The organism is Mycobacterium sp. pR1184 (genome assembly GCF_041287235.1).
GTDB lineage: Bacteria > Actinomycetota > Actinomycetes > Mycobacteriales > Mycobacteriaceae > Mycobacterium.
On the sequence record NZ_JBGGKR010000015.1, the window covers coordinates 26,770 to 53,259 of the forward strand.

Sequence of the window (26,490 nt, forward strand, 5' to 3'; positions counted from 1 at the left end):
ATATCGTGAGTGCCGAGTCCGCGCTGCCGCCTGGGGAGCTGACGCTGGTAGCCGGTGCCGCCGCCAACGGCGGTAGCTGCGTTGCGCACCACGAGGGCCGGGTGGTGTTCGTCCGCTACGCCCTGCCCGGCGAGCGGGTGCGGGTGCGGGTCACCGCGGAGCGTGGATCCTATTGGCACGCAGAGGTTGTCGAAGTCCTCGACGCGTCGGCGGACCGGACCGATTCGTTGTGCCCGATCGCCGGCGTCGAGGGCGCCGGTTGTTGCGATCTGGCATTTGCCACCCCGGAAGCGGTTCGGACGCTCAAGGGTCAGGTGGTGGCCAATCAGCTGGAGCGCCTGGGCGGGCATCACTGGAGCGGTGAGGCACAACCACTTTCGGATTGCGGTCCCACGGGCTGGCGCACCCGGGTGCGCCTCGAGGTGGGCGCAGACGCCCGCCCCGGGTTCCACCGCTACCACAGCGATGAGCTGGTGACCGACCTGCGGTGTGCGCAATTGCCGCCGGGCATGCTGGACGGACTGGCCCAGACGTGTTCTCCGGCCGAGGTGTCCGCGAACGCACAGCTGCACGTCGCCGTCGACGACGACGGATGCCGCCATGTGGTGCGCACCCTGCGTCAGGGCGGGCGAACGGCGACCAACGTGGTGCAGGGCAACTACGAGGCAACCCAACGCGTCGGGCGGCGTCGCTGGGGGGTGCCGGTGACCGCGTTCTGGCAGGCGCACCGGGATGCGGCGCGGGTGTACAGCGCTCTGGTCACCGACTGGGCGCAACCCGGCACCGGCATGAGCGTGTGGGATCTTTACGGCGGCGTCGGCGTGTTCGCCGCCGCGCTGGGCGACGCGGTGGGGGAGTCGGGGCGGGTGCTCTGTGTCGACACCTCGCGCGCGTCGACGCGGGCCGCGCGGGCCGCACTGGACGATCTCGCGCAGGTGGACATCATCACCGACTCGGTGCGTCGCGCGGTGTCGGCGCAGAAAGCCGGCGCCGACATCGCGGTGCTGGATCCGCCGCGCTCAGGTGCCGGACGTGACGTCATCGACCTGCTCGCCGCCGCCGGTGTTCCGCGGGTAGTGCACATCGGTTGCGAGGCAGCGTCTTTCGCCCGCGACGTCGGCCTGTACCTCGGTCACGGCTATGCCGTCGAAAAGATCACGGTGTTCGACGCGTTCCCGCTGACTCATCACACCGAATGCATCGCGCTGCTGACCCGGTGACGTCCCCCCGCCGAGCCTGCGCTCAGGGCGTGATCTGGGCTGGGGAGTGCGCCCTCGGCGCAGCCTCGGCGCCACCATCGCAGGCACGAATCGGCATCGACTATGCTCCGGGATGTCTGCAGGGGGACCCAGTGGCTAGTTATCGCATTGTCCGGCAACAAGATTCAGGAAACTCGCATTCGATTGGGCTGCACCCCTGGCCGGCTTCGGTGACAAGCCGACTAGTGGGGGGTTCGCCAAACGCGCCTACTGCCCGACCCACGCGACTGCGCGGCAGGTTAGACTGCGTCGCGGTGTGCCGGGAAGTCTGGTCGGCGATTTCGTTGTCGAACGATCGAGAGGCTGGAGTGGCTGCCGCCGAACAACGCTTCGCGACTGCCCGATTCATGCTCAGCGCCGGGCCGGCGATGTGAACGAGACTCTCCGGTACGCATTGCTGGTCTTGTTCGCCAGTGCCGTTGGTCTGATTGCGGTGTTGGCGAATCGGCTGACGGAGCGCGTCAAAATCCCGGTGCCCCTGCTGGTTCTGGTCGGAGCCGCGGTCGCCGCGCACACCGTATCAGCGGTGCAGTCACCATCGGAGCCGACCGTCGAGCGGGTGATCACGATCGCGCTGGTGCTGGTGTTGTTCGACGGCGGCATGCACATCGGGCCGGCGCGCTTCCGCGCGGCCGCCGCCCCGATCCTCTCGGTCGGCGTCATCGGCACCGCGCTCACCGCCGCCGGCGCCGCGGTGATCCTGCATTACCTGAGCGGAATCGCGTGGTTCCCTGCGGTGCTCGTGGCCACCGCCGTGGCTCCCACCGACCCGGCCGTGGTCTTCTCGGTGCTGGGCAAACGTGAGATCGCCGGTCGCAGCAGCACCATCCTGGAAGGCGAGTCCGGCGCCAACGACCCGGTCGGAATCGCGTTGATGACCAGCCTGATCGCCGCCGGCGGCCTCACGGCGGCCGGATTCGCCCGGGTGGGAACCGAATTCGCGCTGCAGATGGCGATTGGCCTGGCCGTCGGGGTCATCGGCGGCCGCGCTCTGCTCGTGTTCATGCGCCGCGTGGCACTGCCGAGCGAAGGCCTCTACTCGCTGCGGACGCTGGCATCCAGCCTGATGCTGTACGGCATCGCGACGCTGGCACACGGCTCGGGATTTCTGGCGGTGTTCGTCGCGGGCATCGTGATCGGCGACGCTCGGGCGCCCTACAAGCCGGATATCAAGCGATTCCACGCCGCGTTGGCGGGTCTGGCCGAAATCGTCGCGTTCGCCGTTCTGGGGTTGACCGTCGACCTCAACGTCCTTGCCCACCCCGACGTATGGATTCCCGGGCTCGTCCTCGGCGTGGCCCTGACCTTGGTGATTCGGCCGTTGGCGGTGGGCTCCTGTCTACTTCCGGTCCGACTGCAGCACAACGAACGCATCTTCATCCTCTTCGCCGGCCTCAAGGGCGCGGTGCCGATCCTGTTGGGCGAGTTCTTGCGGGCCGCACATGTCGCCGATGCGGAACGTCTGTACGGGATCGTGGTCGTCGTCGTGATCTTCTCGGTGCTGGTGCAGGGCAGCTCGGTGCCCGGTGTCGCACAGTTGCTGCGGCTGCCCATGCGTACCGTCGAGACGCAGCCGTGGGAGATCGGTATCCGGCTGCAGGACGAACCAGAGGGTATCCATCGCCTGCGCGTTGCCCCGGGGTCGGCCGCCGAGGGCTGCACGATCGAGGGTCTCGGCGATCGTGCCGGGGACATCTGGGTGAGCATGGTGGTGCGCGCCACCGGCCTGGTGCCGGTGCGGGGCGACACCGCGCTGCAGGCCGGTGACGAGGTCGTCGTCCTGGCCGATCCCGAACTTCATGACAGCCTGGCCGAACTGTTCGGCACCTCGTAGCGAGCTACATCCGGCGTCGGCTGCGTAGACTGACGTGATGTTGGAACAGATCCGCGGCCCTGCCGATCTGCAGCACCTTTCCCAACAGCAGCTCCGCGATCTGGCCTCCGAGATCCGCGAGTTCCTGATTCACAAGGTGGCTGCCACCGGGGGCCACCTGGGGCCGAACCTCGGCGTCGTCGAGCTGACGCTGGCGCTGCACCGGGTGTTCGACTCGCCGCACGACCCCATCATCTTCGACACCGGCCACCAGGCCTACGTGCACAAGATGCTGACGGGTCGCTGCCAGGACTTCGAGACGCTGCGTAAAAAGGGCGGCCTATCGGGGTATCCGTCGCGCGCCGAGAGCGAGCACGACTGGGTGGAGTCCAGCCACGCCAGCGCGGCGTTGTCCTACGCCGACGGCCTGGCCAAGGCGTTCGAGCTGACCGGACACCGCAACCGGCATGTGGTCGCCGTCGTCGGGGACGGCGCGCTGACCGGTGGCATGTGCTGGGAGGCGCTGAACAACATCGCCGCCTCGGGTCGTCCCGTGGTGATCGTCGTCAACGACAACGGCCGCAGCTACGCCCCCACGATCGGCGGTGTCGCCGACCACCTGGCCATGCTGCGGCTGCAGCCGGCCTACGAGCAGGCGCTGGAAAAGGGCCGCGACGTGGTGCGCGCGGTGCCGCTGATCGGCGAGATCTGCTACCACTTCATGCACAGCGTCAAGGCGGGGATCAAAGATTCGCTGGCCCCGCAGCTGCTGTTCACCGACCTCGGGCTGAAGTATGTCGGCCCGGTCGACGGCCACGACGAACGCGCGGTCGAGGCCGCGCTGCGCCGTGCCCGCGGTTTCGGCGGACCGGTGATCGTGCACGTCGCCACCCGCAAGGGCATGGGCTACGCCCCGGCCGAGGCCGACGAGGCCGAGCAGATGCACTCCACCGCGCCGATCGACCCGGCCACCGGCCTGGCCACCAAGATCCCGGGCCCGGGCTGGACGGCGACCTTCTCCGAGGCGCTGATCGAATATGCCCGAAAGCGTCGCGACATCGTGGCGATCACGGCGGCGATGCCCGGCCCGACCGGGCTGTCGGCGTTCGGGCAGCGCTTCCCGGACCGGCTGTTCGACGTCGGTATCGCCGAGCAGCACGCGCTGACGTCGGCCGCCGGGTTGGCAATGGGTGGGATGCACCCGGTGGTGGCCATCTACTCGACGTTCCTCAACCGGGCGTTCGACCAGATCATGATGGACGTGGCGCTGCACAAGCTGCCCGTCACCATCGTGCTCGACCGTGCCGGGGTCACCGGTTCCGACGGCGCCAGCCACAACGGCATGTGGGACCTGTCGATACTGAACATCGTGCCCGGCATGCGGGTAGCCGCTCCGCGCGACGGCACCCGGCTGCGCGAAGAACTCGGCGAGGCGCTGCAGGTCGATGACGGCCCCACGGCGCTGCGTTTCCCCAAAGGCGATGTGGGCGAAGACATTCCGGCTCTGGAACAACGGTCCGGAGTGGATGTGCTGGCGGTGCCCGCCGACGGGCTCAACGACGATGTGCTGTTGGTGGCCGTCGGCGCGTTCGCCCCGATGGCGCTCGAGGTGGCCAAGCGGCTGCACAACCAGGGGATCGGTGTGACCGTGATCGACCCGCGGTGGGTGCTGCCGGTCTCCGACGGCGTACTCGAATTGGCGGTGCAACACAAGCTGCTCGTCACGCTGGAGGACAACGGCGTCAATGGTGGTGTGGGGTCGGCGGTTTCGGCCGCGCTGCGCCGTGCCGACATCGACATGCCGTGCCGCGATGTCGGCCTGGATCAGCGGTTCTACGAGCACGCCACACGCGGTGAGGTGCTCGCCGACCTCGGGCTGACCGACCAGGATGTGGCCCGCCGGATCACGGGTTGGGTTGCCGCCCTGGTCAGTAGCGAATCCGAAGCCGAGATCCGCGAGCCCCTGGACTAGGTCCGATTTGGTGCGCTGAGGGCCCCGGTCAAAGCAATACAATGGAAATTGTGGACCAAGGACACAATTGGTGCTTGACCACGCGACGGCGAGCCCGACGAAAAGGACCTGGTTAATGAGCACAGACCGCCACCCACAGCTGGCCCAGGCGCTGGAGTACGGACAACAATTGCAGTCGGCCCTCGAGGACGAGCTGTATCGCACGCACACCGAGACGTTCACGGCCACCGACGACGCCAAGACCGTCGAAGTAACGGTGAACGGGCGCCGCAACCTCACCGACCTCCGTATCGAGGATGGCCTGTTGCGCCTCGGTGCCGAAACGGTCGAGCGGCGCGTCAACGAGGCCCTGTGCAACGCGGCGGCCGTCGTGAATGTGGCCAACGAAGCCCAGCAGCAACGGCTGGTCGAGTCCCTGGCCGGCATTGCCGGGTCGATGACGGACACGTTGGGCGTGGTCTAGCGGCGCCTAACGCCGTCGGAGTCGTCGCGGCAGTGGGCGATCAGCCATTGTGGTAGCGGGTCGCGAACATTCGGGCCTGTGTCTCGGCGGCGCGCTGCGGCGAGGCCAATTCCATGCCCTTCTCCAGCAGGTCGCCGAGCGCGTCGGGATCGCCCGCGCCCAGCTCGCACATGGTCTCGAAGAGCAACTCATGCTGGGCGGCTTGCCCTTTTTGGGTTGCCAGGTGCGCGATGACGAGGATCTCCTCGGCCAGCTGCGATTCGGTAAGGCGTGTCACCTCTGCTGACAGCGCCACCCGATCGATGGCCCCGTCTCCGAGTGCCGAAACCGATACCGTCCCAGGAGGATTGGTCACGGTGAACAGCGCAACAACATCTTCGGCTTCCTCGGGGGCGTGTGTCACCGCATCGATGGCGTCCAGCACTGTCGCGGTCTCCTCGGGTGCGGCCGGTGCATATACGGGTGAGATGCCGACGGCTTCGCTCTCCGGCCCTTCCTCGTTGTCCGCGGCGGAGAAGTCAAGGGCGGCAGCCGAATCGGTGCTGTTGCCGGCGGGTTCACCGGCGCCGGAGAAGTCTATCGCGGCAAAGAGGTCATCTACGCCGTCTTCACTCGGGTCCTGGGGCATGGCGTCCTGCTCTCTCGAGGTTGCGAATTTCGGTGGGATGGCGGCCTTTTCGCTGTGCTTGCTCAGCCGGGGCGCAGCTGTGTGTCGAGATCTTGAGCGGCCTTGTGGTCGGTGACCTCGTACGCTTGGGCGGCCGCACGCAGCTTCGTGGCGAGGTCGTCGGCAACCTTGATCATCAGACGAATCGCCTCGGCGCGGCGAGCCTCGACCTCGACCACCGCATCGTTGCCGGCTCCGCAGGCCACACCATGGCTGACCCACGCGTTGACGCCGACTCCCTCGACCGCCGCCGCGGATTTCTTGAAGTCATCGGTGGTTCGCTGATGCGCGGCCGCGAGCACGTCGACGAGATAATTTGACGTGACGCTCAGATTGGTCATCGGATTCTCCTCGATGTCTCGTACGCCGTTGACGGTCCGGGTGCCTGCTCAGCGCCCGGGGAGGTGAGTTCGACCGGCGGGCGCTCGGTGGCCTCGGCGCCCGCGGCCGCACCCGCGACTTCGATGTCCGGGCTCACGGTGGCTTCCTCGGGGGGGACGCTCGCGGGTGCGGCCTGTTCGTCGGCGGCCGGGGCCGTCTTGCTCCGCCGAGCGGCGGTGGCCGGCGGCGGGGTGCCGGTGCTCGGCAGGGGCGAAGTGGACTGCCCGGGCCGGTCTTCGGCTGGGGTGGGCTCTCGGAGCAGCGGGCTCAGGCCGGGCGTGCCGCTCACCGGTTGCTCCGACGTCTGGCTCTGCTGCCTGGGGGCGGACACGGTTGTCGATGTGTTCGGTGCGGCCTCGCCCGCTGACGTGGACGGGTTTTGCATGACCGTCGCACCGGTCTGGATGGAGAAATCGGCGACTTTCGAGCCTTTCGCGGGCGCCGAGCCGGCGGTCGGCGCCAGGTGAGAAGCGGACAGATAACTGTTCATCTCGGCGATCATCTTCTCGTATTCTTCGACCACTTCCTTTAGCTTGGGTTTGGTCTCGGTGCCCGAGTAGAATTCCATATAACCGATGGCACTAACCGTTGCTGCGATCGCGGCCAGGGTGACCACTTTCTGAAACACCAACGACGAGGCTTCGCTGCCATAGGCTTTGATCAGCAGGGCGACGAATATGCACCCGGTAAGTCCGTCCTTGATTCCAGCGACCGCTCGGCGTATTTCAGTGAGCTGAGCGACTTCGGCGGCAAGCGCATCCATCATCGCCTGATCCTTGGCTTGAATCAGGGAAACGCGATTCAGTTGGGCTTGGTTCTGCTTGGCATACTCTTGCGATGCGATCGACTCCCACCTGTTGTCGGGGATGGCCAACTGCAAGTCTCGCTTGGGCGAGTCGAGTTTGGAACGGGCGTTGTCGAATTCAACGCCCTTGGTCGCGTCACCAAGGCCGAGGCAGTATTCGAAGACCGTAATGGCGACGATGCCCCACTCGATAATCGGCACCTCTGCCGCCCAGGGATTGGTTCGCTCCTGAAGGCCGCGTTCTATTTCGGCCTTGATTCTCCGCTCGGCGATGCCCTTGACGATGATTTTGGTGGTTTCCATGCCGAATGCGCCGGCGCCAATACCCGTTGCAATCCAATCTTTGGCGGCGATATTCCTGCCTATGCCGGCGAGACTACCCACTAGGCCGCCAATTTCTGATGCTGCAACGGCCATTTCAATAGACCCTTCTTCGGGTTGGAACTCGCTTCTTATCGCAAGCTTAACCGCAGTCGTAACGTGCCGGGTGCACCAATTTTGCGACGATCAGGAATTTCTACAGGTATTTTTCAGGTTTACTCAGTTTGGTGTAAGGTTCGCGCCACTTGTTTGCGCCGCATAACGCAGCGACGAAGAAATCGGCGAGTCGCCTATTGCGCGGAGTCGTCTTCGGTTTTGGATGGCGGCTGCAGCGCGGTGGCCAGCACCGGATCGACGAGCTCGCGTTGCCAGGCCCGCGCGTGGCCGGCGCACAAGAATTCTTCGACTGCCTCGACCGGGTCGGGCGCTTCGACCCAGTCCCAGCACAGTCGCCGCACCAGGTCGGGTGAAACCAGGTTCTCTGCCGGAACCCCCACCCGCCCCGACAGTTGCGACAGCCCGGCCCGGGCGGCCTCCAGCCGGGCGGCCGCCTCCGGTTTGCGCCTGCTCCACCGCGCCGGCGGCGGGGGACCGTTCGGCGGCTCGGCGTCTTCGGGCGGGTCCTGACTCCTGCGCGCGGTTTCCAGCGCCCCCAACCACGTCGCCGCGCTGCGCCGCTGGTTGCGCCCGCCGAAAACCGGCAACGCGACCAGTTCTTCGACCGTCTTCGGATTGGCGATCGCGGCCTCGATGATGGCCGAGTCCGGCAGGATGCGCCGCGGTGCGATGTCACGGCGCGCGGCGATGCTGTCGCGGGTGGTCCACAGCTCGCGCACCGCCGCCAAACCGCGGCGATCGCGCACCCGATGGATGCCCGACGTGCGCCGCCAGCGGTCGCGCCGCGGTGTGGCCTCCCTGCTGCCCGCGCTGCGCAGGTAGTCGAATTCCTGTGCGGCCCAATCGGTTTTGCCCTGGTCTGCCAGCTCTGCGGCGATAGCGGAGCGCAGTTCGACGAGCAGTTCGACGTCGAGGGCGGCGTAGTTGAGCCACTCCGTGGGCAGCGGTCGTTTGGACCAGTCGGCCGCGCCATGACCCTTGACCAGACCACGGCCCAGCAGCCGCTCGGTCATGGCCGCCAGGTTCACCCGCTCGAATCCGGCCAGGCGACCGGCGAGCTCGGTGTCGTACAGCGCCGGCGGGTGCATGCCGACTTCGGCCAGGCACGGCAGATCCTGGTCGGCCGCGTGCAGGATCCATTCGTCGGTGCTGAGCACCTCCGCGACGGGCCGCAGCGCCGTCAGCGGATCGTCGCCGTGGCTGACCGGGTCGATCAGCACGGTCCCGGCGCCGGCGCGCCGGATCTGGATCAGGTAGGCCCGGTTGGAGTAGCGGAAGCCCGACGCCCGCTCGGCGTCCACCGCGAACGGCCCGTGCCCGCTGTCCAGGAAACGCGCGGCTTCCGAGATCTGGCTGACCGTCACCGACAGGTCGGGTAAGCCCTCGGCCGGGTGCAGCAGTGGGGTGGGTTCGGGCGCGCTGCTGTCGGGCACGGTGCCGTCAGGCCCCGGGTCCTCCGACTCAGGCATGTCAGGCGCGTGACCGCGAGCTCAGGTCGGTGACCCCGGCCGGCGGCAGGCCCGCTGCGTGCTCCAGCACCTCGCAAAATGCCTCGACATGCGCGCCGACAGCGGGTGTGGTCGCGGTCCAGGAGGCCCGCAGCTCGAGCTGGTGGGCTCGCGGCGGGCCGGAGATGTCGCCATAACGCACCGACGTGGTGGCGGTGACGGTGCCGCCCAGGGCGGTGACCTGGTCCGTCCGGGCCTCCAGCGCGTCGACCAACCAGCTCCACGCGACTTCCGGCAGTAGGGGATCGACGGCCTCACTGGAGTCCAGGTCGGCCTGAATGTAGGCGACCAGGCGGGTGGTGCCGTCCCAGGCGTCGGCGCCGTCGGGGTCGTAGAGCAGAATCAGCCGGCCGAACGCATCGCCCTCCGACCGCTCGGGGACGATCTCGAGATCGGGGTGCTTCACCTCGGCCCCCAGCGCGTAGCTGAAGGGCGCCAAGCGCTGCGGCGGCCGGATCGGGCCCAGCTCGATCTCCGGCCGGGCATTAACGGCGTTCATGGCCGCCACCGCCTCGCGGAACGGGCCTGGTTCGACTGAGGTCACTGGCGCAACTCCTGCTCGTCGCTCCTGCTCCGCATCGTCGTATGCGCGGGTCACAGCGTTCGACGCTAGACCTATGGCCCGACACGCCGCGACAGGCGCGCCGATTTCCAAACCCGTCGCGACCAAGCTGTTACCAGGTTGTGTCACGTCGTCTTCATTCGGTGTTTAGCCTGCTCAGGGGCTATTCAGTCGTTGAACCGGGCCGGGCGCTTCTCGCGATGTGCGGCCAGCCCTTCCTGCACGTCGGGGCCGCTGAAACTCAAGAATTCCAGGCCGAGCGACGTCTCGAAGGCGGGCGCGAACATGCGATACCAGTAGTTGAGGCTGTGTTTGGTCCACCGGATCGCGTTTTGGGCCCCCTGCGCCAGATCATTGGCGATGCCGGTCGCTTTCGAGAGCACGTCGTCGTCGTCGACACAGATGGATACCAGGCCGATCCGCTCGGCCTCCTCGCCCAGCAGGGTGTCGCAGGTCAGCAGGTAGTACTTGGCCTTGGCCATGCCGACCAGCAGCGGCCAGCAGATCGCCGCGTGGTCGCCGGCGGCCACTCCGAGCTTGGTGTGCCCGTCGATGATCTTGGCGGTCCGCCCGGCCACCGAGATGTCGGAGAGCAGCGCCACCACCAGGCCGGCGCCGACGGCGGGCCCCCGGATCGCCGAGACCATCGGCTTGTCGAAATTGATGATGTTGAGCACCAGATCGCGGGCCTCGCGCATGATGCGAAGCCGGCCGTCGTAGTCGCCGATGGTTTCGCTGATCAGGTCGAAACTGCCGCCGGAGGAAAACGCCTTGCCCTCACCGCGGATCAGGACGGCCCGCACATCGGGGTCGCGATTGATGGCCGGCCAGACGTCGGCGAGATCGCGGTGCATCTGCGGCCCCACCGAGTTCAGCCCGGGGGCGTCGAGAACCACCGTCAGGACGCCGTTCTCGCCGTGTTCGAAGCGCAGGCTGGGGAATTCGTCGTAGTTGACGGAGATCGGTGCGACTGACACCGGGTTGATGTTACGCAGCGTGGCCAGGTGCTCCAGGGGCCGCCGTCGGGCCCCCGTGGCAGCATTGAGATCGATGAGTACGCGCCGCGACCTTCCCGAGTCGCCCTACCTGGCGGCCGTCACCGGCCGCAAACCCGGCCGGGTGCCGGTGTGGTTCATGCGGCAGGCCGGGCGTTCGCTGCCCGAATACCGCGCGCTGCGTCAACACCACAGCATGCTGGCGGCGTGTCTGCAGCCCGAGGTGGTCTGCGAGATCACCCTGCAGCCGATCCGCCGCCATGACGTCGACGCCGCGATCTTGTTCTCCGACATCGTGGTTCCGCTGCGCGCCGCGGGCATCGAGTTGGACATCGTCGCCGACGTCGGGCCGGTGATCGCACACCCGATCCGCACCGATGCCGATATCCAGGCGATGAAACCGCTTGAGCCGCAGGCGATTCAGCCGGTCTGCGAGGCGGTTTCGCTGCTGGTCGACGCGCTGGGCGCGGTGCCGCTGATCGGTTTCGCCGGTGCGCCGTTCACGCTGGCGTCCTACCTCGTCGAGGGGGGGCCGAGCCGCAACCACGCCCGCACCAAGGCGCTGATGCTGGCCGAGCCGGCCAGCTGGCACGCGCTGATGTCGAAGCTCACCGATCTCACCGTGGAATTCCTGCGCGGCCAGATCAGCGCCGGGGTGGACGCCATCCAGCTGTTCGACTCGTGGGCGGGAACGTTGTCGCTGGCCGACTACCGCCAATACGTGCTGCCGCACAGCACCCGCGTGTTCGCGGCCCTGGCCGAATACAGCGTGCCGATGACACATTTCGGGGTCGGGACGGCGGAACTACTGGGCGCGATGGGCGAAGCGGGCCCCACGGTCGTCGGCGTCGATTGGCGCACCTCGCTCCCCGACGCCGCCGCCCGGGTGCGGCCCGGCACGGTGCTGCAGGGCAACCTCGATCCGGTGGTGTTGCTGGCGGGCTGGCCGGTGGTGGAACGCGCGGCGCGCGGGGTCGTCGACGACGGCCGTCGCGCGATCGACGCCGGAGCCGGTGGCCACGTCTTCAATCTCGGTCACGGAGTGTTGCCCGAGACCGATCCGGGCGTGCTGACCGATCTGGTGTCGCTGGTCCACTCGCTATGACCGCGCGGTCGTATTGTGTTGTGGGCGGCGGGATTTCCGGCCTGACCGCGGCCTACCGGCTGCGGATGGCGGCGGGGGACGACGCGGACATCACGCTGTTCGATCCGGGCGATCGGCTCGGCGGGATCTTGCGCACCGAGCAGCTCGGCGGGCGGCCGATGGACCTGGGCGCCGAGGCGTTCGTGCTGCGCCGGCCCGAGATGCCGGCACTGCTGGCCGAGCTGGGCCTGTCCGATCGTCAGCTCGGCACCACCGGTGCCCGGCCGTTGATCTACAGCCAGCGACAGCTGCACCCGCTGCCGGCGGGCACAGTGGCCGGAATTCCCTCATCGGCCGTGTCGGTGGCCGGACTGGTCGACGACGCCACCGTCGCGCGCATCGACGCCGAACCGGGCCGGCCACTGGATTGGCAGCCCGGAAGCGACCCGGCCGCAGCCGAATTGGTCGGCGACCGGTTCGGCGAGCAGACCGTGGCGCGGTCCGTCGACCCGCTGCTGAGCGGGGTATACGCCGGCTCGGCGGCCACGATCGGGCTGCGCGCCGCGGCCCCCAGCGTGGCGGCTGCCCTGGACCGCGGCGCCACCAGCTTGACCGAGGCGGTACGGCAGGGGTTGCCGCCGGCCACGGGCGCGCCCGTGTTCGGGGCGCTGGCCGGCGGCTATCAGGTGCTGCTCGACGAGCTGGTCGCGCGTGCCCGGCCGCGGTGGGTTCGCGCCGCGGTGAACCGGCTTGAGCGTGCCGGACAGGGCTGGGCGCTGCGCGATGACACCGGCGCCGCCTGGACTGCCGACGCGGTGATCCTGGCGATTCCCGCCCCGCGGCTGGCGCGCCTGCTCGAGGGCGTGGCACCGGAGACGGTCGCCGCCGCGCGCCGCATCACCAGCGCGTCGGCGGTGGTGATGGCGCTCGCCGTGCCCGCAGATACGGCCTTCCCGCAGTGCTCGGGTGTGCTGGCCGCCAGCGGTGAGCAGTTGCGGGCCAAGGCGATCACCCTGTCGTCGCGCAAATGGGGTATCCCGGGTGACCTGCAATTCCTGCGGATGTCGTTCGGGCGATTCGGCGATCAGCTGGCCGCCACCGCCTCCGACGAGGAGCTGCGGGCCTGGGCGGTCGACGACCTGTTCACCGTGTTCGGGCTGGCCGTCGAGCCGGTGGACGCCCGCGTGCAGCGGTGGATCGAGGCGATGCCGCAGTACGGGCCGGGGCACGCCGAGGTGGTCGCGCAGCTGCGAGCCGGGCTGCCGGAGACGTTGGCTGTGGCGGGCAGCTATCTGGACGGGATCGGTGTGCCGGCCTGTATCGGTGCGGCCGGCAAGGCCGTCGAGCGTGTGATCAGGGCCACCGAGCCCTCGAATCCGGAAGTGGCACGATAGGTCTCATGGCCAAGATCGACTTTGACGCCCTCAACGCCACGATTCGCTACCTGATGTTCTCGGTGTACTCGGTGGAGCCCGGCGAGCTCGGGGCGGAGCGCGATAACGTGATCGACGACGCCACCCGGTTTTTCAAGCAGCAGGAGGAACGCGGCGTCGTGGTGCGCGGCCTCTACGACATCGCCGGACTGCGGGCCGACGCCGACTACATGATCTGGACGCACGCCGAGCGCGTCGAGGCGCTGCAAGCCACCTACTCCGATTTCCGCCGTACCACCACCCTGGGCCAGGTCAGCGCGCCGGTGTGGAGCAGTGTGGCGCTGCACCGGCCGGCGGAGTTCAACAAGAGCCACATCCCGGCGTTCCTGGCCGGCGAGGAACCCGGTGCCTACATCTGCGTGTATCCGTTCGTGCGGTCCTACGAGTGGTACCTGCTGCCGGACGAGGAACGCCGCCGCATGCTGGCCGAACACGGCATGGCCGCCCGCGAGTACAAGGACGTCCGCGCCAACACCGTTCCGGCGTTCGCGCTCGGTGACTACGAATGGATCCTGGCCTTCGAGGCGCCCGAACTGCACCGCATCGTCGACTTGATGCGCGAATTGCGCGCCACCGACGCCCGCCGGCACACCCGCGAGGAGACGCCGTTCTTCACCGGGCCGCGGGTGTCCATCGAGCAGCTGGTGAACGCACTGCCCTGACGGGCGATCCGGAAGCGAAGGGGGATATATGACAACCGATTTCGACCCGACCGATCCCGCCCGTTTCGAAGAGATGTACCGCGACGAGCGAACGTCGCACGGCCTGCCCACCGCGACACCGTGGGACATCGGCGGCCCGCAGCCGGTGGTCCAGCAGCTGGTCGCACTCGGCGCGATCAAGGGTGAGGTGCTCGATCCGGGCACCGGGCCGGGCCACCACGCCATCTACTACGCGTCCAAGGGCTACTCGTCGACCGGCATCGACGGGTCGGCCAGCGCTCTGGAGCGGGCTCGCGAAAACGCCCAAAAGGCCGGTGTAGCAGTTAATTTCGAGCTGGCAGATGCCACCAAGCTGGCAGGGCTGGAGAACCGCTTCGACACCGTGGTCGACTGCGCGTTCTACCACACCTTCAGCAGCGAGCCCGAGCTCGCGCAGACTTACGCGCACGCGCTGCGGCGGGCCACCAAGCCGGGCGCGCGGCTCTACATGTTCGAATTCGGCGCCCACGACGTCAACGGGTTTACCATGATGCGCTCGTTGTCCGAGAAGGACTTTCGTGATGTGCTTCCGGTCGCCGGCTGGGAGATCACCTACCTGGGCACGACCACCTACCAGGTCAACGTCAGCGCCGAGAGCATCGAGATGATGGCCAAGCGCAACCCCGAGATGGCCGAGCAGGCCGAGGACATGCTGAAGCGGTACCGCGCGATGGAGCCCTGGCTGAAGGGCGGCCGGGTCCATGCTCCGTTCTGGGAAGTCCACGCAACGCGGGTGGACTAAGGCGCGTCGAGTGTGAATCTCACGACGCGACACGCCGATTCAGCGTCGTCGGGTCCACACTCGCAGACGGGTAATGACGGGTAATCAGGCCCCGGTCGGCACCAGGCGCAGCGAGATCGAGTTGATGCAGTAGCGCTGATCCGTCGGCGTCGGGTAACCCTCGCCCGCGAACACGTGACCGAGGTGGCTGTGGCAGTTCGCGCAGAGCACCTCGGTGCGCGTCGTGCCCATCGAATGGTCGGGCCGCAGGATCACCGCATCCGAATTGGCCGGATCGAAGAACGACGGCCAGCCGCAGTGCGAGTCGAATTTCTCCGTGCTGCGGAACAACTCTGCCCCGCAGGCCCGGCACTCGTAGACGCCCTCCGCTTTGGTGTCGGTGTACTCACCGACGAACGGGCGCTCGGTACCGGCGCGACGCAGCACCGCGAACTCCTCGGGAGTCAGTTTCTTGCGCCACTCGTCGTCGGTCAGCTGCAATTTGGGCTGCGACACGTCGGAAGTCATGTCTCCACGCTAGCGCTAATGGAGGTGACCCGCCGCGCCCGGCTGCGCCGCGCTGGCGATCGCCGCGTCGTGCTCGCCCTCGGACGCCAGCCAGGCGGGATCGATGCCGTCCTCGAGCCGGTTTTCGGCCTTGGCGTCCAAGTAGCGGAAGTACAGCACGGTGAACGCGACGATCAGCAGCAGCGACCAGCCGTAGGTGATCTTCAGGTAGTGCAGCGCGCGGCCGTACCGCATGAACCTGTAGATCAGCCAATCGTCCAGCGCCATGAAGCCGTAGATCCCGAGCCAGGCCGGCCAGTTGCGGATCAGCGAGTTCTGCAGCACCACCGTCATCAAGAACGGGAACAGCATCATCGAGTAGTAGCCCTGGGCCAGCGGCAGCACCAGCCAGGAGCACAGCAGCAGCACTCCCGACGAGCTGGTGAACCAGAACAGCGGGTCTCGGGTGCGGTAGTAGCGGTACAGCAGCCACAGCGCGCCGATTGTCAGCAGGATGAACAGAATTCGCATGAACACGATCAGCCAGGTGGGCAGGCCGAAGTACACGCCGTTGCCCTCGATCGAGCTGTTGAAGTAGTCCCGGGTGCCACCGATGTACGGCAGCGTTTTGGTGACGAAGTCCATCGGGTCGGCGACCAACGGCCACGCGATGACGTTGACGACGACCGGAACAACGACCGCGGGCACCAGCGTCCGCCACTGGCGGTTCAGCAGGGGCAACAGCAGCAGCGGGGCCAGCACGGGTTTGAGCGTGAGCGTCAGTCCGATGACGAGGCCGGCCCACCACTGGTGGGCGAGCTTCCCGTCCAGCAGCCAGCGCAGGAAGAGCACCTCCGCCAGCAGGACGCAGCCGTTGATATTGGTGAACACCAGCGTGCTGGTCACGCTCTCGGTGCAGAACATGGCCAGCAGCAGCGCGGGCGCCGCCACCGAGGACATCGTGAATTTGAACAGGCGAAGCAGTAGATACCAGGCGATCAGAATGGCCACGGTGTTGATCAGGATGAACAGGTACCGCGACGGGTTGAAGGACAGGTATCCGAACGGCGCCATCAACAGCGTGCCGCCCGGCGGGTACAGGTAGTGCGGGTCGACGTAGTCGAAGTGCTCGTTGTAGATGTCCCAGCCGTTGCGGAAGTTCAGCACCGCCCGGTACACCGGCTTGAAGTCGTCGGTGATATTGCCGTTGAGGGTGAGCACGATGCTGCGGTGCAACACCGACATGATGGCCACCGGCCACAGCGCGGACCGCAGAATCGTCGCGGTGCTGGGGGGCCCGGAGCGGGGACGGAAGGCGGCCAGCACCCAATCGCGCAGGCCGGTCGGAGTCGGTTTAGCTGCCGTCACCAGCGCACCGTACACCGCGGCGCAGGGCCGTCAGCTCAGGCGGGACAGTATGTGTCGGTTCCGGGCAGCTTGCCGCTGTTGAGATAGCCGACCAACGGCGGGATCGCGCAGGGCGTGTAGATGCTCGCCCCGTGGCCGATGCCCTGCCACATCACCCGCCGGCTGGCCGCGCCCGCGTTGATGATCGTGGCCGCAGTCTGGGCCACGCCTTCGGAGCCGACGATCGGGTCGTTCTGCACGCCCAGCAACACGACGTCGACCTTGAGCTCCTTCGGCGGTGCCGGCGGCGAGATCGTGGGCCAGTGCACGCACTTGACCAAGTTGAGCGCGGCGACCGTGCCGAACTGCGGATAGAGCTTGCCCCAGGCGACCACGAGTTCCCGGACCCGGTCCGGGGTCGGACGGTTGATCGCGTCGCTGCAGGAGCTGACGAACTGACCGTCGGTGTCCTGGGTGGCATCGGCGTGGGTGATCAAGCTGGTCAGCTGGCTGGTGTCGCCGGAGCGGGCCGCGGCCAGCGCGCCGGCCAGGCTCGTCGTGGCGTTGACGCGGCCGCCGGACGGGAAACCCAGCGCGACGGTGATCGCGTTGACGACCTCGGCCAGCGAGGCGCCGCCGGGCCCCCGGCCGGCCCGGGCGTCAGCCAGCAGCGCGCTGACCGCGCCCTTGGGATCGGGACCCAGCGCGCAGTTCACCGCGATGCATTGCGAAGCAAACGCGTCGAGCGCGGCCTGCTGGCCCTTGACCTGTTGCTCGGCCGCCGTTTCGGCGTTGACGCCCAATGCGATTGGCGAGTCGAGCATCAACCGGGCGACCTTGTCGGGGCGCGACGACGCGTAGGTCAGCGCGACCTGGGCGCCGTTGCCGATGCCGAGCAACGCGACCGCCGGCACGTCCCAGAGGCTGCGCAGACGTTCGATGTCCGAAGCGGCATGCGAGTTGTCGTAGGCGCTGTCACCCGGCGCGATCGCGTCGGTGCAACTCGTCGTCGCATTGTTGGAGATGTCGGACAGATTGGCGACCGGGTCGTCGCCGCTCTGGAATTGCGTCTGATCGCGCATCGACTGGCGGTCGGCGCGATCCCGGCAATCGATCGGGGCCGACATGCCGATGCCGCGGCGGTCCACGGCAACGATGGGGTGGGCCTGCAGCAGATCGTTGCCGGACCGGGCGAGCCACACCGGCAGCTGCGCCGACGACGGCAGGTCCGAGCCCGTCGTGAAGACGACCGGGCCGGCGTCCTTCGGGGTCTGATTCGACCGGGCCCGCACCACGCCGACGGACACCGTCCCCGATCCGCCGTTGACCGGATCCAGATCGGCGTCGTAGTTCGCGCAGTCCAGCTGCACGCCGGCCGGGGCGTTACGCACGCCGGCGTCGTTGAACACCTTCGACGTGCAGTCGCGCCAGGACAAGTCGTTCTTGGGGACGGCAATCGGCGGCGGACCGGGCGGCGGCGGCTTCGTCGTGGCGGCGCCCTGTGGCCGGGCACCGGAGTTGGTGGCGAAGCGCGGGTCGGCGGCCAGGCCCGGAACGCAGGCGGTCAGTAGCACGGCGACCGCGACCAGGGTGGTCGCGGACCGGATGTGCCGACTCATGCCGACCACAGTAGCCATGCCGCCCGGCTAAGCCCGCACGTAGCGCGTGTACAGGTAGCCGGCGTCGTCGCGCAGGATGTGGGTGCAGCCCATCTTGGTCAGTGCCTGACCGGGACCCGTCGCGATGCGCCGGGCCAGCCCGCCGACCACAAACGGCGCGATCGTCAGGCACAACTCGTCGAGCAGATCCCGCTGCAGCAACGCGCCCAGCAGCGTCGGCCCGCCTTCGGTCAGCACCCGACGCATTCCGCGGGCCCGCAGGATCGCCAGCAGCGCGCCCTCGTCGACGTCGTCGGGATCGTGTCCGGAACAGTCGATCACTTCGGCCAGGTCGCCCAGGCGGCGGCGGGTCTCGTCGGCCGCAGCCGTGCACGTGAGCACCAGCGGCGGCACCTCGGTGCGGGTGAACACCCCCATCTCCCGATCCAGGCGGCCGGATCTGGTGACGATGCCCAATTGCGGCACTTCGGTTTGCCCGCGGGCCTGCCGGCGTTGTCGCTCGGCGATGCCCGCGTGCGCGCCGGAATAGCCCTCGATCCGCACGGTGCCCGCGCCGACGACGATCACGTCGGCGAGCTCGCGCAGCAGAAGGAAGATCAACCGGTCACCGGGCCCGGCCATCGAGCCGCTCTTGCCCTCGGCGGTGGCGCCGCCGTCGATGCTGGTGATGAAATTCGCCCGTACCCAGGTCTGGTCCCCGTCCGGGTAGGCGTAGAGCCGGGGGAGTTCACCGTCGTCGAGTTCGCGCCCCGATCCGAGCAGGGTCAACGAGATGTCGGCGGCTCTGCCGGTGCCTGGCTCGGGCATGAGGACGATTGCAGCACGCCGTTAGAGTTTTCGCATGCACGGGTCCACGTCCGCCGATGGTTTCGCGCGGGTGGACCATCTGGTGGATCGGCATCCGAGCGTGTCGCCGCAGCGGCTGATCGCCCAATTGCGGCCTCCGCCAACGTTCGCCGACGTCAGCTTCGGGACCTATCGCCCGGATCCAGCGGAACCGAGCCAGGCCGCCGCCCTGGTGGCGTGCCAGGACTTCTGCCGCGAAGCCGTCCAGCGGCGTGCGGGTCGGCGGAAGCTGTTCGGTAAGCCGGCCGTGTTGCCCGGCGTGGGCATCTACCTGGACGGCGGATTCGGGGTCGGCAAGACGCATCTGCTGGCCTCGGCCTACTACGACCTGCCCGGGTCGGGGCCGGGGATGCCGGAGCATCCCAAGGCATTCGCGACGTTCGGGGAGCTGACCCAGCTGGCCGGGGTGTTCGGGTTCAGCGAATGCATCGACCTGCTGGCCGACTACACCGCGGTGTGCATCGACGAATTCGAACTCGACGATCCCGGCAACACCACGCTGATCGCGCGGCTGCTGTCGTCGCTGGTCGAGCGGGGGGTGTCGGTGGCCGCCACCTCCAACACGCTGCCCGAGCAGCTGGGGGAGGGGCGCTTTGCCGCTCAGGATTTTCTGCGCGAAATCAACACGCTGGCAAGCATTTTCACTACCGTGCGGATCGAGGGCCCGGACTATCGGCACCGCGGCCTGCCGCCCGCGCCGCCGCCCCCGTCCGACGACGAGGTCATCGCCCGCGCTGCCGACGTGGCCGGGGCGACGCTGGACGACTTCGATTCCCTCTGTGCGCATTTGGCGACCATGCACCCGTCGCGCTACCTGACGCTGATCGAGGGTGTGACGGTGGTGTTCCTGACCGGCGTGCACGGCATCGACGACCAGAACGTGGCGCTGCGACTGGTGTCGCTGACCGATCGCCTGTACGACGTCGGCATTCCGGTGGTGGCCTCCGGCGCGAAACTGGACACCATCTTCAGTGCGGAGATGCTGGCCGGTGGCTACCGAAAGAAGTACTTGCGGGCCACCTCTCGGTTGTTGGCGCTGACGGCCGCGGCTACCCAGCCTCGCGGATCATGACGTAGTCGTTTTCCAGGTGATCGCCGACTTGAAACGTCCTTCTGCCGTTGATCTTGAATCCGCTCTTGGTGTAAAAGCGTTGTGCGCGTTGGTTTGCCTTGCTGACTCCCAGCCACACGCAGCGCACGTGCCAGTCGGCCGCGACCGCCAGCGCGCTTTCCATCAGCGCCGCCGACGCCCCGCTGCCGTGGTAGTCGGGAAGCACGTATAGCTTGGATAGCTCTGCGGCCGGCCGGATTTCGACCGCTTGCTGGACGCCCGGGTGGTCGGAGACGCCGTGAACAAGCATGGCGTAGCCGATGATCCGGTCGTCGCGCCGCGCGGTGAGAATGGCCCGCTGCGGGTCAGCGAGATAGGCGCGGAAGCGCTCAGGCGACAGGTTGGCGCCGACGAAGGAAGCGATGTTCTCGGGCGTTGCCGTGGGTGGGCATGCCAATGGAAAGGTAAGGGCCGCAACGTTAGCCAGCTCTGTGACATCGACGGAATCCGTCGTGGCGCGCTGGACGGCAAGCGTCAGAGGTTCCACTGGGCGAGGTGCTTGCCGGTCTTGCGGTCCAGCAGCACGACGTTGGAGACGGGATCGCGGTAGGCGTCCCAATACACCCCGCCGCGCACGATCGCGCCGTTCGGCGCGTTGGTGAGCACGTTGTCCAAGGCGTCGGGTGCATCGGAGGCGCGCGGCTTGTAGGCGTCGGCGAACGGCGTCACCCCGTCGAAGCTGAACGCGGTCGCCATGATGAACGGGTTGGGCACCTGGATCGCGCGGACCGTCACGTCGGCGCGGTTAGGGGTGCTGCCGGGGAAGCTCTTGATCGGAACCCCGCTGCGGGTGTAGCCGAACCCGGGCGGCGGATCGCAGGGCGTCACGCTGCTGACGGTGACGTCGGCGATGTAGGTGCCGGTGTCCACCCGCAGGGTGTCGCCGATGTGACCGATCGGCGCGTCCTGCGCCCACGCACGCCCGGCGGCGACGCCGGCCGTACTCGCGGCGGCGATGAGCAAGGTCGACAGGACAATCAGCCAGCGGCGCATCTTCGAATAATCGCACATCGGCTGCGCCCGGCGGGAGGGGTTAGCACCGCCTGGTCAGCCTTGCTGACCAGGGCTCGGGTCGGTCGCCGCAGCCCGTTTGTCGCCGACGAGCGACTCGAGTGCGGCAATCAGATCCGACTCCACCCGGTCCTTGTCGACGCCGGATCGGTGCAGCGGACCGGCATCGTCTTCGAGTTCGATCAGCGCCAGCAATACGTGTTCGGTGCCGATGTAGTTGTGGCCCAGCCGCAGTGCTTCGCGGAAGGTCAGCTCGAGTGCCTTGCGGGCCAGGCCGCTGAACGGGATCAGCTCCGGCTGCCGATGACCGGACCCGGCTTCGGCCGCTGGGGTGGCCGCCGCGTGGAGGGCCGCGATGTCGACGTGCTGGCGCAACAGCAACACGGTGGCCAGCGCGGCCGGATCGGTGAGCAGGCCGAGCAGCAGATGGGCGGGCGTGATTTCGCTGCTGCCGGCTTGGTGCGCGGCGTTCTGGGCGGCCACGACGGCGTTGCGCGCGCGGGGGGTGAAGCGTCCGAAGCCTTGTGCCGGGTCCAGGGTGGTGGGCTCGGGGCGCGGCACGAACCGTTTCTGGGCGGCCTGTTTGGTGACGCCCATGCTCTTGCCGATATCGGTCCACGACGCCCCGGAGCGGCGGGCCTGATCGACGAAATGCCCGATCAAGTGGTCGGCGATCTCGCCCAGATGCTCGGCGGCCAGGACGGCGTCGGCCAGCTGATCGAGGGCATCGCTGTGCACCTGCTTGATCGCGTTGATCAGTTCGTCGAGGCGGACGGGATAGGCGACCGGAGTCGGCTCGGGCATACCGTCAACACTAGGTTGACGAAGGCGCCAGTGTCAACCGTGGGTTGACGATGTGGTAGTGCGGAATCACCGCGGCGGCGGGATGCGAATTCGCCGCTGGTCTGCGACGATCATGGGGCTATGAGACGCCTCCTGCTGCTGGTAAGCGCCGTCGCCATGGTCGGCACGGCCGCCCCGGCGTACGCCGACGCCATGGATGACCAATTCCTCGCCGCGCTGACGGCCTCCGGCGTGACCTTCCCGGACCCGGGCCGGGCGATCGCGGCCGGCAAGTGGGTGTGCCAGGCGGTCGGCCAGGGCACGCAGATGGTGGACGTCGTCAAGACCGTGGAAGACCGCAACCCCGGACTGCGCGAGGAGAACGCGGCGAAGTTCGCGGCGATTGCGGCCACGGCGTACTGCCCCGCGTCGCTGCCGCGCACCCCTGCGACGACTGCTACCTCGACCAGCGCTGGTCAATAACGACGCGTTACTCCTGATCGGAGGGCTCGGCGATGGGCCCCGCTGCGCGACCTCGGCCGGGTGGCCGGCCCAGTTCCAGCGGCCCCATACCGGCCACGGTGCGTGGGGGAGTCGTCGGGCCGCGGCGCCTGCGCCAATGGCCGGCGCGTGAGACGCGAAAGTCGGCCGCCCATCTCCACTCGTAGGTTTGCGCCGTGCCCAGGTTCGACGCCAGCGCGGCCATCCGCAGGTCGGCGTTCTCGGTCGACATCCACGAGGCGATGACCCAGACATTGTCGAGCTCGTCTTCGGGAATCTCGAAGCCCCAAGACATTTCGGCGTCCTCGCAGCTCATCGACGGCCGCATCGCGGGCTTGGGCGTTGACACGTCGAACGCCTTGCCGTCTGCTTCCAGATCGAGGCCCACCTCGTAACGCACGGTGGGTCCGACCATGCGCAGGCTCACTTGCAGGCGGGCGATGTTCTTTCGGCGCGGGGTGAGCCGATCGACGACCAGCACGACGCCTTTGGCACCCGACCGTCGACGGCGTGCCCGCAGTTGATTCCACGTGAAGAACAGCCCGACCACGGCGATGATGCCGATAAAGACATCGAGAACGATCAAGATGGCAGCCACGTCGTCCTAGCCAACACCATTCGCACTCGGCTCGCCCGGGCGACTAGGCGGGATGCGTGTTCCCGGCAACTCTGGGACAATTCGGAAGTTATGAGACGTCTCGTGATGCTGCTCAGCTTTGCTTTCACGATTGTCCTGGCGGTTCCGGCGCACGCCGACCCCAGCCCGAGTCCCAGCCCCGCCCCGGACCCAGCCGCCGATGCACTCTTCCTCAAGGAGCTCAAAGACGCCGGGCTCACCTTCCAGGACCCGGCCGCCGCGATCTCGGCCGGCAAGACGGTATGTGAGCTCGTCGACGCGGGACATTCGGATCAGGAAATCGTCAACAACCTGCAGCTGCACAATCCGGGATTTGCCGACAACGGCGCGGCCAAGTTCACGGCCATTGCGGCCGGCTCGTATTGCCCCAAGTACCTGACCGGCGAAGGTCGCGGACCCAAGCCCGAGGGCGCCGCAGGCGATTAACCGCCGGCGCACGACGCAATACGCTTGGGCCATGCCCGTCGATCCGGGCCCGCTGACCTGGGGCGCCCTGGTCCAGACCTGGTATCTGGACCCCACCTCCGCGATCGTGATCATGTCGCTCGCGGGCACTTATGCGTGGTGCTACCGCAGGGCCCGCGGCGCCAGCCGATCCGTCGTGCAGGCCGGATGTTTCGGCGCCGGCATTGCTGCGTGGGCTCTGGCGACCCTCAGCGCGATCGGCAGCTACGCCTACGTTCTGTTCTGGATGCGGGCGCTGCAGGTACTGCTGTTGCTGTATGTGGTGCCGTTCTTTCTCGCGCAAGGTAAACCGATCAGCATCCTGCGGGACGCGGCGGGACCGGGCGGCCGCGAGCGCATCGACCGGGTGCTCGGCACGCGATGGGCTCGAGTGCTGCTACATCCGTTGACGACGTCGCTGGCGATGCTGGCCACGCCGTGGCTGCTCTACCTGACGCCGTGGTACACCGCGGCTCTGCGAAACCAATGGATCGGCGCGCCTACCCGAATAGTGTTGGTAATCATAGGGTTTGCTTACTTCTACGCACGACTGCAGGCGGATCCCGTGCCGCGCAGGTACTCTCAGCTGATCTCGTTGCTGATCTCGGTCGGCGAGACCCTGGGCGATGGCCTGCTGGGTCTGGTCATCTGGCAGGGCTCGTTGATCGCAGCGGCGTACTACTCGCAGTTGCACCGCTCGTGGGGGCCGGATCAGCGGCTCGACCAGACCATCGGTGCCGGCGTGCTGTGGATCCTGGGCGACGTGGTCGGGTTGCCGTTTGTGCTGCTGTTGATGCGGGCGTTGTCACGCGACGAACGCGCGCACGCCGTCCAGGTCGATGCCGAGCTGGACCGCACCGAAGCCGTCGAAAGCGAACAGGCCGCCGCCTCGGGGCTGTGGTGGGAGAACGACCCGCAAATGCGCGAACGGTTCCGCCGGGGCTGAGCGGGCCCCAAGCCATCGGGGCGCCGTTCACGTCCCGCAATGTCGCTGGCGACTTTCGAGGTAGCGCTGCGCGCCGGGGTGTGGTTTGTTAATCAGGAAACTCACCCAGCATCCGCTATGTTGCGCGAGACGCCAGCAAATCGGGACGACGGTCAAGGGAGCCTATCGTGAAGAAGGTATCGGTGGCGGCAGCCGGTCTGGCGGCAACCACGTTGGTGGTCGGCGTCGCGGTCACGGGATGCGGCAACGACAAGTCGTCCAGTCCCTCGTCGTCGTCCAAATCGTCGACGACGAGTTCGTCCGCGGCGTCCTCCTCATCGGCCGCTGCGACGTCGACCAGCGGCGCCGCGCAGCCGTCGGACTACAGCAGCCTGCTGATCAAGCCCACCGACATCGTCGTGCCGGGCGACAGCTTCAGCGGACCCAAAACGCGGCAGCTGACCGACCCGGCGCCCGGCATCGAGGGTGTTTTCACCAACCAGGCCGGCTCGCGCAGCATCGTCGACTCGCTGCTGGTCTACCCCGACCCCGCTGCCGCGGACAAGGATCGCGACCCGCTCACCAAGTCCTACACCGACCCGCAGAACGGTGCGATCAAGGGCGCAACGCCGGCGCCGGTCGACGTGGGCGTCGGCGGCATTATCATTTCCGGGCCCGCGGCGGACGGCGCCAAGGCCAAGACCTCGGTGATCTTCGGCGAAGGCAAGGTCATCGCCCTGATCGAGTTCGAGAGCGCGCCCAACGACCCGGTGCCACCGGAGATCGCGCTCGACGTGGCGCGCAAGCAGGACGCGGCCATCAAGGCCGGGCTGCCCGGTTAGTCATCGAAAGATACTGTGGCGCGGCGTATTTAAGTCAGCAGCAGTGCTCGCCGCGCCAGGCGGTGCGGCCCTCCCGGACCGCCACCGCGGCGATCACCAGTGCCACCACCGGATCTGCCCAGGCCCAGCCGAACAGGTAGTTCAGCAGCAGCCCTACCAGCAGCACGCCGGACAGGTAGGTGCACAGCAGGGTCTGATTCGAGTCGGCGACCGCGCTGGCCGAACCCAGCTCGCGCCCTGCGCGGCGCTGCGCGTACGACAGCAGCGGCATGACCACCAGTGACACGGCCGCCAAAATGATTCCGGCAGTAGAGGATCCGGCGGTCTGGCCGCCGGCCAGGGCCCGGATGGATTCGACCGTCACATATATCGCCAAGGCGAAGAATGACAGCGCGATGACCCGTAATGCCGCACGCTCGCGGGCCTCGGGGTCGTGCCCGGAGAACTGCCAGTAGACCGCGGCGGCCGAGGAGACTTCGATGACCGAGTCCAGCCCGAACCCGATCAGCGCGGCCGACGAGGCCACCGCCCCGGCCGAGAGCGCGACGATCGCCTCGATGATGTTGTAGCTGATCGTCGCCGTGACCAGCAGCCGCACCCGTCGCGACAACACGGCACGCCGTTGCGGCTCAATAAGATTCGCGGTCTCGGAGCTGCAGCATCCGGCATTGCAGCTGTCGGCCTCCGGCGCCGAGAGCGGCAAAATGGGGCCGGCCGGACGCGGGGCGTCCCTATCGGTCATCGCGGCGCACCGGCCTTGCCGGAGGCGGGCTCGTCGAGGCAGGGCTGGTCGGTGTCGACGGCGAGCACCACCTGAACCAGCTCGCGCAGCGCGCGGGCCAGGTGCGCGTCGGCCAGCGCGTAGCGGACCTGTCGTCCCTCGTAGTTGGCCACCACCAAGCCGCATCCGCGCAGGCACGACAGGTGATTGGACACGTTGGACCGGGTCAGGCCGAGTTGGGACGCCAATTCGCCGGGGTAGCGCACGCCGTCGAGCAGCGCCACCAGAATTCGGCAACGCGTCGGATCGGCCAGTGCCCGCCCCAACCGGGCCAGGGCCGATTCCCGCGCCTCACACGTCAGCATTCACAGAACAATACAGCCGTGGCTGTATT

Annotated in this window: 29 protein-coding genes; 13 read left to right on the top strand and 16 right to left on the bottom strand. The window is 67.8% G+C overall.

Annotated features, from left to right (window positions below):
• Positions 1–23: 23 nt before the first annotated feature.
• The 4 genes from ACAG21_RS23010 to ACAG21_RS23025 all read left to right on the top strand — a co-directional run bounded on the left by ACAG21_RS23010 (position 24) and on the right by ACAG21_RS23025 (position 5,507).
• A complete protein-coding gene (locus ACAG21_RS23010) occupies positions 24–1,220 on the top strand; it encodes a class I SAM-dependent RNA methyltransferase (protein WP_370498729.1) in 1,197 nt (398 codons plus the stop codon).
• A gap of 409 nt (positions 1,221–1,629) precedes the next feature.
• Positions 1,630–3,093 carry a cation:proton antiporter gene (locus ACAG21_RS23015; protein WP_370498579.1) on the top strand — a complete coding sequence of 488 codons (1,464 nt, stop codon included), beginning with the start codon at positions 1,630–1,632 and terminating at the stop codon, positions 3,091–3,093.
• Positions 3,094–3,130: 37 nt separating this feature from the next.
• Positions 3,131–5,044, top strand: coding sequence for a 1-deoxy-D-xylulose-5-phosphate synthase (gene dxs, locus ACAG21_RS23020; RefSeq protein WP_370498580.1), 1,914 nt, complete (start codon positions 3,131–3,133; stop codon positions 5,042–5,044).
• A gap of 115 nt (positions 5,045–5,159) precedes the next feature.
• Entirely contained in the window at positions 5,160–5,507 is a 348-nt protein-coding gene (locus ACAG21_RS23025) for a YbaB/EbfC family nucleoid-associated protein (RefSeq protein WP_370498581.1), read from the top strand.
• Positions 5,508–5,547: 40 nt separating this feature from the next.
• Here the strand turns inward: ACAG21_RS23025 and ACAG21_RS23030 are convergent, their stop codons facing one another.
• The 6 genes from ACAG21_RS23030 to ACAG21_RS23055 form a co-directional block, all read right to left on the bottom strand.
• A complete protein-coding gene (locus ACAG21_RS23030) occupies positions 5,548–6,135 on the bottom strand; it encodes a hypothetical protein (RefSeq protein ID WP_370498582.1) in 588 nt (195 codons plus the stop codon).
• 62 nt (positions 6,136–6,197) lie between these two features.
• On the bottom strand, positions 6,198–6,515 hold the full coding sequence (locus ACAG21_RS23035) for an ESX-1 secretion-associated protein (protein WP_370498583.1): 318 nt from the start codon (positions 6,513–6,515) through the stop codon (positions 6,198–6,200).
• The gene (locus tag ACAG21_RS23040) at positions 6,512–7,777 is read right to left on the bottom strand and encodes an EspA/EspE family type VII secretion system effector (RefSeq protein WP_370498584.1); all 1,266 of its coding nucleotides are present in this window, start codon (positions 7,775–7,777) and stop codon (positions 6,512–6,514) included. Before ACAG21_RS23040 ends, ACAG21_RS23035 begins: the two co-directional genes overlap by 4 nt.
• 194 nt (positions 7,778–7,971) lie before the next feature.
• A complete protein-coding gene (locus ACAG21_RS23045) occupies positions 7,972–9,267 on the bottom strand; it encodes an HRDC domain-containing protein (protein ID WP_370498585.1) in 1,296 nt (431 codons plus the stop codon).
• Between the two features lies 1 nt (position 9,268).
• A complete protein-coding gene (locus ACAG21_RS23050) occupies positions 9,269–9,904 on the bottom strand; it encodes a DUF3000 domain-containing protein (protein WP_370498586.1) in 636 nt (211 codons plus the stop codon).
• Positions 9,905–10,035: 131 nt separating this feature from the next.
• Positions 10,036–10,830, bottom strand: coding sequence for an enoyl-CoA hydratase/isomerase family protein (locus ACAG21_RS23055; protein WP_370498730.1), 795 nt, complete (start codon positions 10,828–10,830; stop codon positions 10,036–10,038).
• Between the two features lie 88 nt (positions 10,831–10,918).
• Here ACAG21_RS23055 and hemE point away from each other — a divergent pair, with 88 nt between their 5' ends.
• Genes hemE through ACAG21_RS23075 form a run of 4 tightly spaced genes read left to right on the top strand, consistent with a single transcriptional unit; the run spans position 10,919 to position 14,823 of the window.
• A complete protein-coding gene (gene hemE / locus ACAG21_RS23060; RefSeq protein WP_370498587.1) occupies positions 10,919–11,968 on the top strand; it encodes a uroporphyrinogen decarboxylase in 1,050 nt (349 codons plus the stop codon).
• Positions 11,965–13,341: a protoporphyrinogen oxidase gene (locus ACAG21_RS23065; protein WP_370498588.1), complete on the top strand. Its 1,377-nt coding sequence runs from the start codon at positions 11,965–11,967 to the stop codon at positions 13,339–13,341. Before hemE ends, ACAG21_RS23065 begins: the two co-directional genes overlap by 4 nt.
• Before the next feature lie 5 nt (positions 13,342–13,346).
• Complete coding sequence (gene hemQ, locus ACAG21_RS23070) at positions 13,347–14,042, top strand: hydrogen peroxide-dependent heme synthase (protein ID WP_370498589.1); 696 nt, start codon at positions 13,347–13,349, stop codon at positions 14,040–14,042.
• A gap of 28 nt (positions 14,043–14,070) precedes the next feature.
• Positions 14,071–14,823: a class I SAM-dependent methyltransferase gene (locus ACAG21_RS23075; RefSeq protein ID WP_370498590.1), complete on the top strand. Its 753-nt coding sequence runs from the start codon at positions 14,071–14,073 to the stop codon at positions 14,821–14,823.
• Positions 14,824–14,907: 84 nt separating this feature from the next.
• Here ACAG21_RS23075 and msrB read toward each other — a convergent pair whose 3' ends face one another.
• Genes msrB through ACAG21_RS23095 form a run of 4 tightly spaced genes read right to left on the bottom strand, consistent with a single transcriptional unit; the run spans position 14,908 to position 19,082 of the window.
• A complete protein-coding gene (gene msrB, locus ACAG21_RS23080; RefSeq protein ID WP_370498731.1) occupies positions 14,908–15,318 on the bottom strand; it encodes a peptide-methionine (R)-S-oxide reductase MsrB in 411 nt (136 codons plus the stop codon).
• A gap of 27 nt (positions 15,319–15,345) precedes the next feature.
• Positions 15,346–16,692 carry an arabinofuranan 3-O-arabinosyltransferase gene (gene aftC / locus ACAG21_RS23085; RefSeq protein WP_370498591.1) on the bottom strand — a complete coding sequence of 449 codons (1,347 nt, stop codon included), beginning with the start codon at positions 16,690–16,692 and terminating at the stop codon, positions 15,346–15,348.
• Positions 16,693–16,712: 20 nt separating this feature from the next.
• Complete coding sequence (locus tag ACAG21_RS23090; RefSeq protein WP_370498592.1) at positions 16,713–18,293, bottom strand: alpha/beta fold hydrolase; 1,581 nt, start codon at positions 18,291–18,293, stop codon at positions 16,713–16,715.
• Positions 18,294–18,302: 9 nt separating this feature from the next.
• On the bottom strand, positions 18,303–19,082 hold the full coding sequence (locus ACAG21_RS23095; protein ID WP_370498593.1) for a pyrimidine reductase family protein: 780 nt from the start codon (positions 19,080–19,082) through the stop codon (positions 18,303–18,305).
• Positions 19,083–19,116: 34 nt separating this feature from the next.
• Between ACAG21_RS23095 and zapE the strand changes: the two genes are divergently transcribed.
• Positions 19,117–20,193: a cell division protein ZapE gene (zapE, locus tag ACAG21_RS23100; RefSeq protein WP_370498594.1), complete on the top strand. Its 1,077-nt coding sequence runs from the start codon at positions 19,117–19,119 to the stop codon at positions 20,191–20,193.
• Here zapE and ACAG21_RS23105 read toward each other — a convergent pair.
• From ACAG21_RS23105 to ACAG21_RS23115, 3 genes are read right to left on the bottom strand one after another with little or no spacing between them, the layout of a single operon-like run.
• Positions 20,171–20,719 (bottom strand): GNAT family N-acetyltransferase, encoded by a 549-nt coding sequence (locus ACAG21_RS23105; protein WP_370498595.1) that lies wholly within the window; start codon positions 20,717–20,719, stop codon positions 20,171–20,173. The genes zapE and ACAG21_RS23105 overlap by 23 nt on opposite strands.
• Positions 20,707–21,225 carry a hypothetical protein gene (locus ACAG21_RS23110; protein ID WP_096291019.1) on the bottom strand — a complete coding sequence of 173 codons (519 nt, stop codon included), beginning with the start codon at positions 21,223–21,225 and terminating at the stop codon, positions 20,707–20,709. Before ACAG21_RS23110 ends, ACAG21_RS23105 begins: the two co-directional genes overlap by 13 nt.
• 54 nt (positions 21,226–21,279) lie before the next feature.
• Positions 21,280–22,047, bottom strand: a complete 768-nt coding sequence (locus ACAG21_RS23115) for a Clp protease N-terminal domain-containing protein (RefSeq protein ID WP_370498596.1) — start codon at positions 22,045–22,047, stop codon at positions 21,280–21,282.
• Between the two features lie 120 nt (positions 22,048–22,167).
• Here ACAG21_RS23115 and ACAG21_RS23120 point away from each other — a divergent pair, with 120 nt between their 5' ends.
• Positions 22,168–22,509 carry a DUF732 domain-containing protein gene (locus tag ACAG21_RS23120; RefSeq protein ID WP_370498597.1) on the top strand — a complete coding sequence of 114 codons (342 nt, stop codon included), beginning with the start codon at positions 22,168–22,170 and terminating at the stop codon, positions 22,507–22,509.
• Positions 22,510–22,516: 7 nt separating this feature from the next.
• Here the strand turns inward: ACAG21_RS23120 and ACAG21_RS23125 are convergent, their stop codons facing one another.
• The gene (locus ACAG21_RS23125) at positions 22,517–23,125 is read right to left on the bottom strand and encodes a hypothetical protein (RefSeq protein WP_370498598.1); all 609 of its coding nucleotides are present in this window, start codon (positions 23,123–23,125) and stop codon (positions 22,517–22,519) included.
• A 90-nt stretch (positions 23,126–23,215) separates the two neighbouring features.
• Here ACAG21_RS23125 and ACAG21_RS23130 point away from each other — a divergent pair, with 90 nt between their 5' ends.
• From ACAG21_RS23130 to ACAG21_RS23140, 3 genes are all read left to right on the top strand, one after another.
• A complete protein-coding gene (locus ACAG21_RS23130; protein WP_370498599.1) occupies positions 23,216–23,590 on the top strand; it encodes a DUF732 domain-containing protein in 375 nt (124 codons plus the stop codon).
• Positions 23,591–23,621: 31 nt separating this feature from the next.
• On the top strand, positions 23,622–24,554 hold the full coding sequence (locus tag ACAG21_RS23135; protein ID WP_370498600.1) for a cytochrome c oxidase assembly protein: 933 nt from the start codon (positions 23,622–23,624) through the stop codon (positions 24,552–24,554).
• 167 nt (positions 24,555–24,721) lie between these two features.
• Positions 24,722–25,375: a hypothetical protein gene (locus ACAG21_RS23140; RefSeq protein ID WP_370498601.1), complete on the top strand. Its 654-nt coding sequence runs from the start codon at positions 24,722–24,724 to the stop codon at positions 25,373–25,375.
• A 34-nt stretch (positions 25,376–25,409) separates the two neighbouring features.
• Here the strand turns inward: ACAG21_RS23140 and ACAG21_RS23145 are convergent, their stop codons facing one another.
• On the bottom strand, positions 25,410–26,117 hold the full coding sequence (locus ACAG21_RS23145) for a cation transporter (RefSeq protein ID WP_370498602.1): 708 nt from the start codon (positions 26,115–26,117) through the stop codon (positions 25,410–25,412).
• On the bottom strand, positions 26,114–26,461 hold the full coding sequence (locus ACAG21_RS23150; protein ID WP_370498603.1) for an ArsR/SmtB family transcription factor: 348 nt from the start codon (positions 26,459–26,461) through the stop codon (positions 26,114–26,116). The genes ACAG21_RS23145 and ACAG21_RS23150 overlap by 4 nt, the downstream gene beginning before the upstream one ends.
• Positions 26,462–26,490 lie beyond the last annotated feature (29 nt).

Bases quoted from the DNA above. Each gene is read 5' to 3' on its own strand.
- ACAG21_RS23145 (WP_370498602.1), bottom strand. From the start codon at position 26,117: ATGACCGATAGGGACGCCCCGCGTCCGGCCGGCCCCATTTTGCCGCTC.
- ACAG21_RS23075 (WP_370498590.1), top strand. From the start codon at position 14,071: ATGACAACCGATTTCGACCCGACCGATCCCGCCCGTTTCGAAGAGATG.
- ACAG21_RS23035 (WP_370498583.1), bottom strand. From the start codon at position 6,515: ATGACCAATCTGAGCGTCACGTCAAATTATCTCGTCGACGTGCTCGCG.
- ACAG21_RS23040 (WP_370498584.1), bottom strand. From the start codon at position 7,777: ATGGCCGTTGCAGCATCAGAAATTGGCGGCCTAGTGGGTAGTCTCGCC.
- ACAG21_RS23135 (WP_370498600.1), top strand. From the start codon at position 23,622: ATGCCCGTCGATCCGGGCCCGCTGACCTGGGGCGCCCTGGTCCAGACC.
- ACAG21_RS23150 (WP_370498603.1), bottom strand. From the start codon at position 26,461: ATGCTGACGTGTGAGGCGCGGGAATCGGCCCTGGCCCGGTTGGGGCGG.
- ACAG21_RS23115 (WP_370498596.1), bottom strand. From the start codon at position 22,047: ATGCCCGAGCCGACTCCGGTCGCCTATCCCGTCCGCCTCGACGAACTG.
- ACAG21_RS23110 (WP_096291019.1), bottom strand. From the start codon at position 21,225: ATGCGCCGCTGGCTGATTGTCCTGTCGACCTTGCTCATCGCCGCCGCG.
- dxs (WP_370498580.1), top strand. From the start codon at position 3,131: ATGTTGGAACAGATCCGCGGCCCTGCCGATCTGCAGCACCTTTCCCAA.
- ACAG21_RS23065 (WP_370498588.1), top strand. From the start codon at position 11,965: ATGACCGCGCGGTCGTATTGTGTTGTGGGCGGCGGGATTTCCGGCCTG.
- ACAG21_RS23030 (WP_370498582.1), bottom strand. From the start codon at position 6,135: ATGCCCCAGGACCCGAGTGAAGACGGCGTAGATGACCTCTTTGCCGCG.
- ACAG21_RS23090 (WP_370498592.1), bottom strand. From the start codon at position 18,293: ATGGCTACTGTGGTCGGCATGAGTCGGCACATCCGGTCCGCGACCACC.
- hemE (WP_370498587.1), top strand. From the start codon at position 10,919: ATGAGTACGCGCCGCGACCTTCCCGAGTCGCCCTACCTGGCGGCCGTC.
- ACAG21_RS23130 (WP_370498599.1), top strand. From the start codon at position 23,216: ATGAGACGTCTCGTGATGCTGCTCAGCTTTGCTTTCACGATTGTCCTG.
- hemQ (WP_370498589.1), top strand. From the start codon at position 13,347: ATGGCCAAGATCGACTTTGACGCCCTCAACGCCACGATTCGCTACCTG.
- ACAG21_RS23025 (WP_370498581.1), top strand. From the start codon at position 5,160: ATGAGCACAGACCGCCACCCACAGCTGGCCCAGGCGCTGGAGTACGGA.
- ACAG21_RS23045 (WP_370498585.1), bottom strand. From the start codon at position 9,267: ATGCCTGAGTCGGAGGACCCGGGGCCTGACGGCACCGTGCCCGACAGC.
- zapE (WP_370498594.1), top strand. From the start codon at position 19,117: ATGCACGGGTCCACGTCCGCCGATGGTTTCGCGCGGGTGGACCATCTG.
- ACAG21_RS23120 (WP_370498597.1), top strand. From the start codon at position 22,168: ATGAGACGCCTCCTGCTGCTGGTAAGCGCCGTCGCCATGGTCGGCACG.
- ACAG21_RS23095 (WP_370498593.1), bottom strand. From the start codon at position 19,082: ATGCCCGAGCCAGGCACCGGCAGAGCCGCCGACATCTCGTTGACCCTG.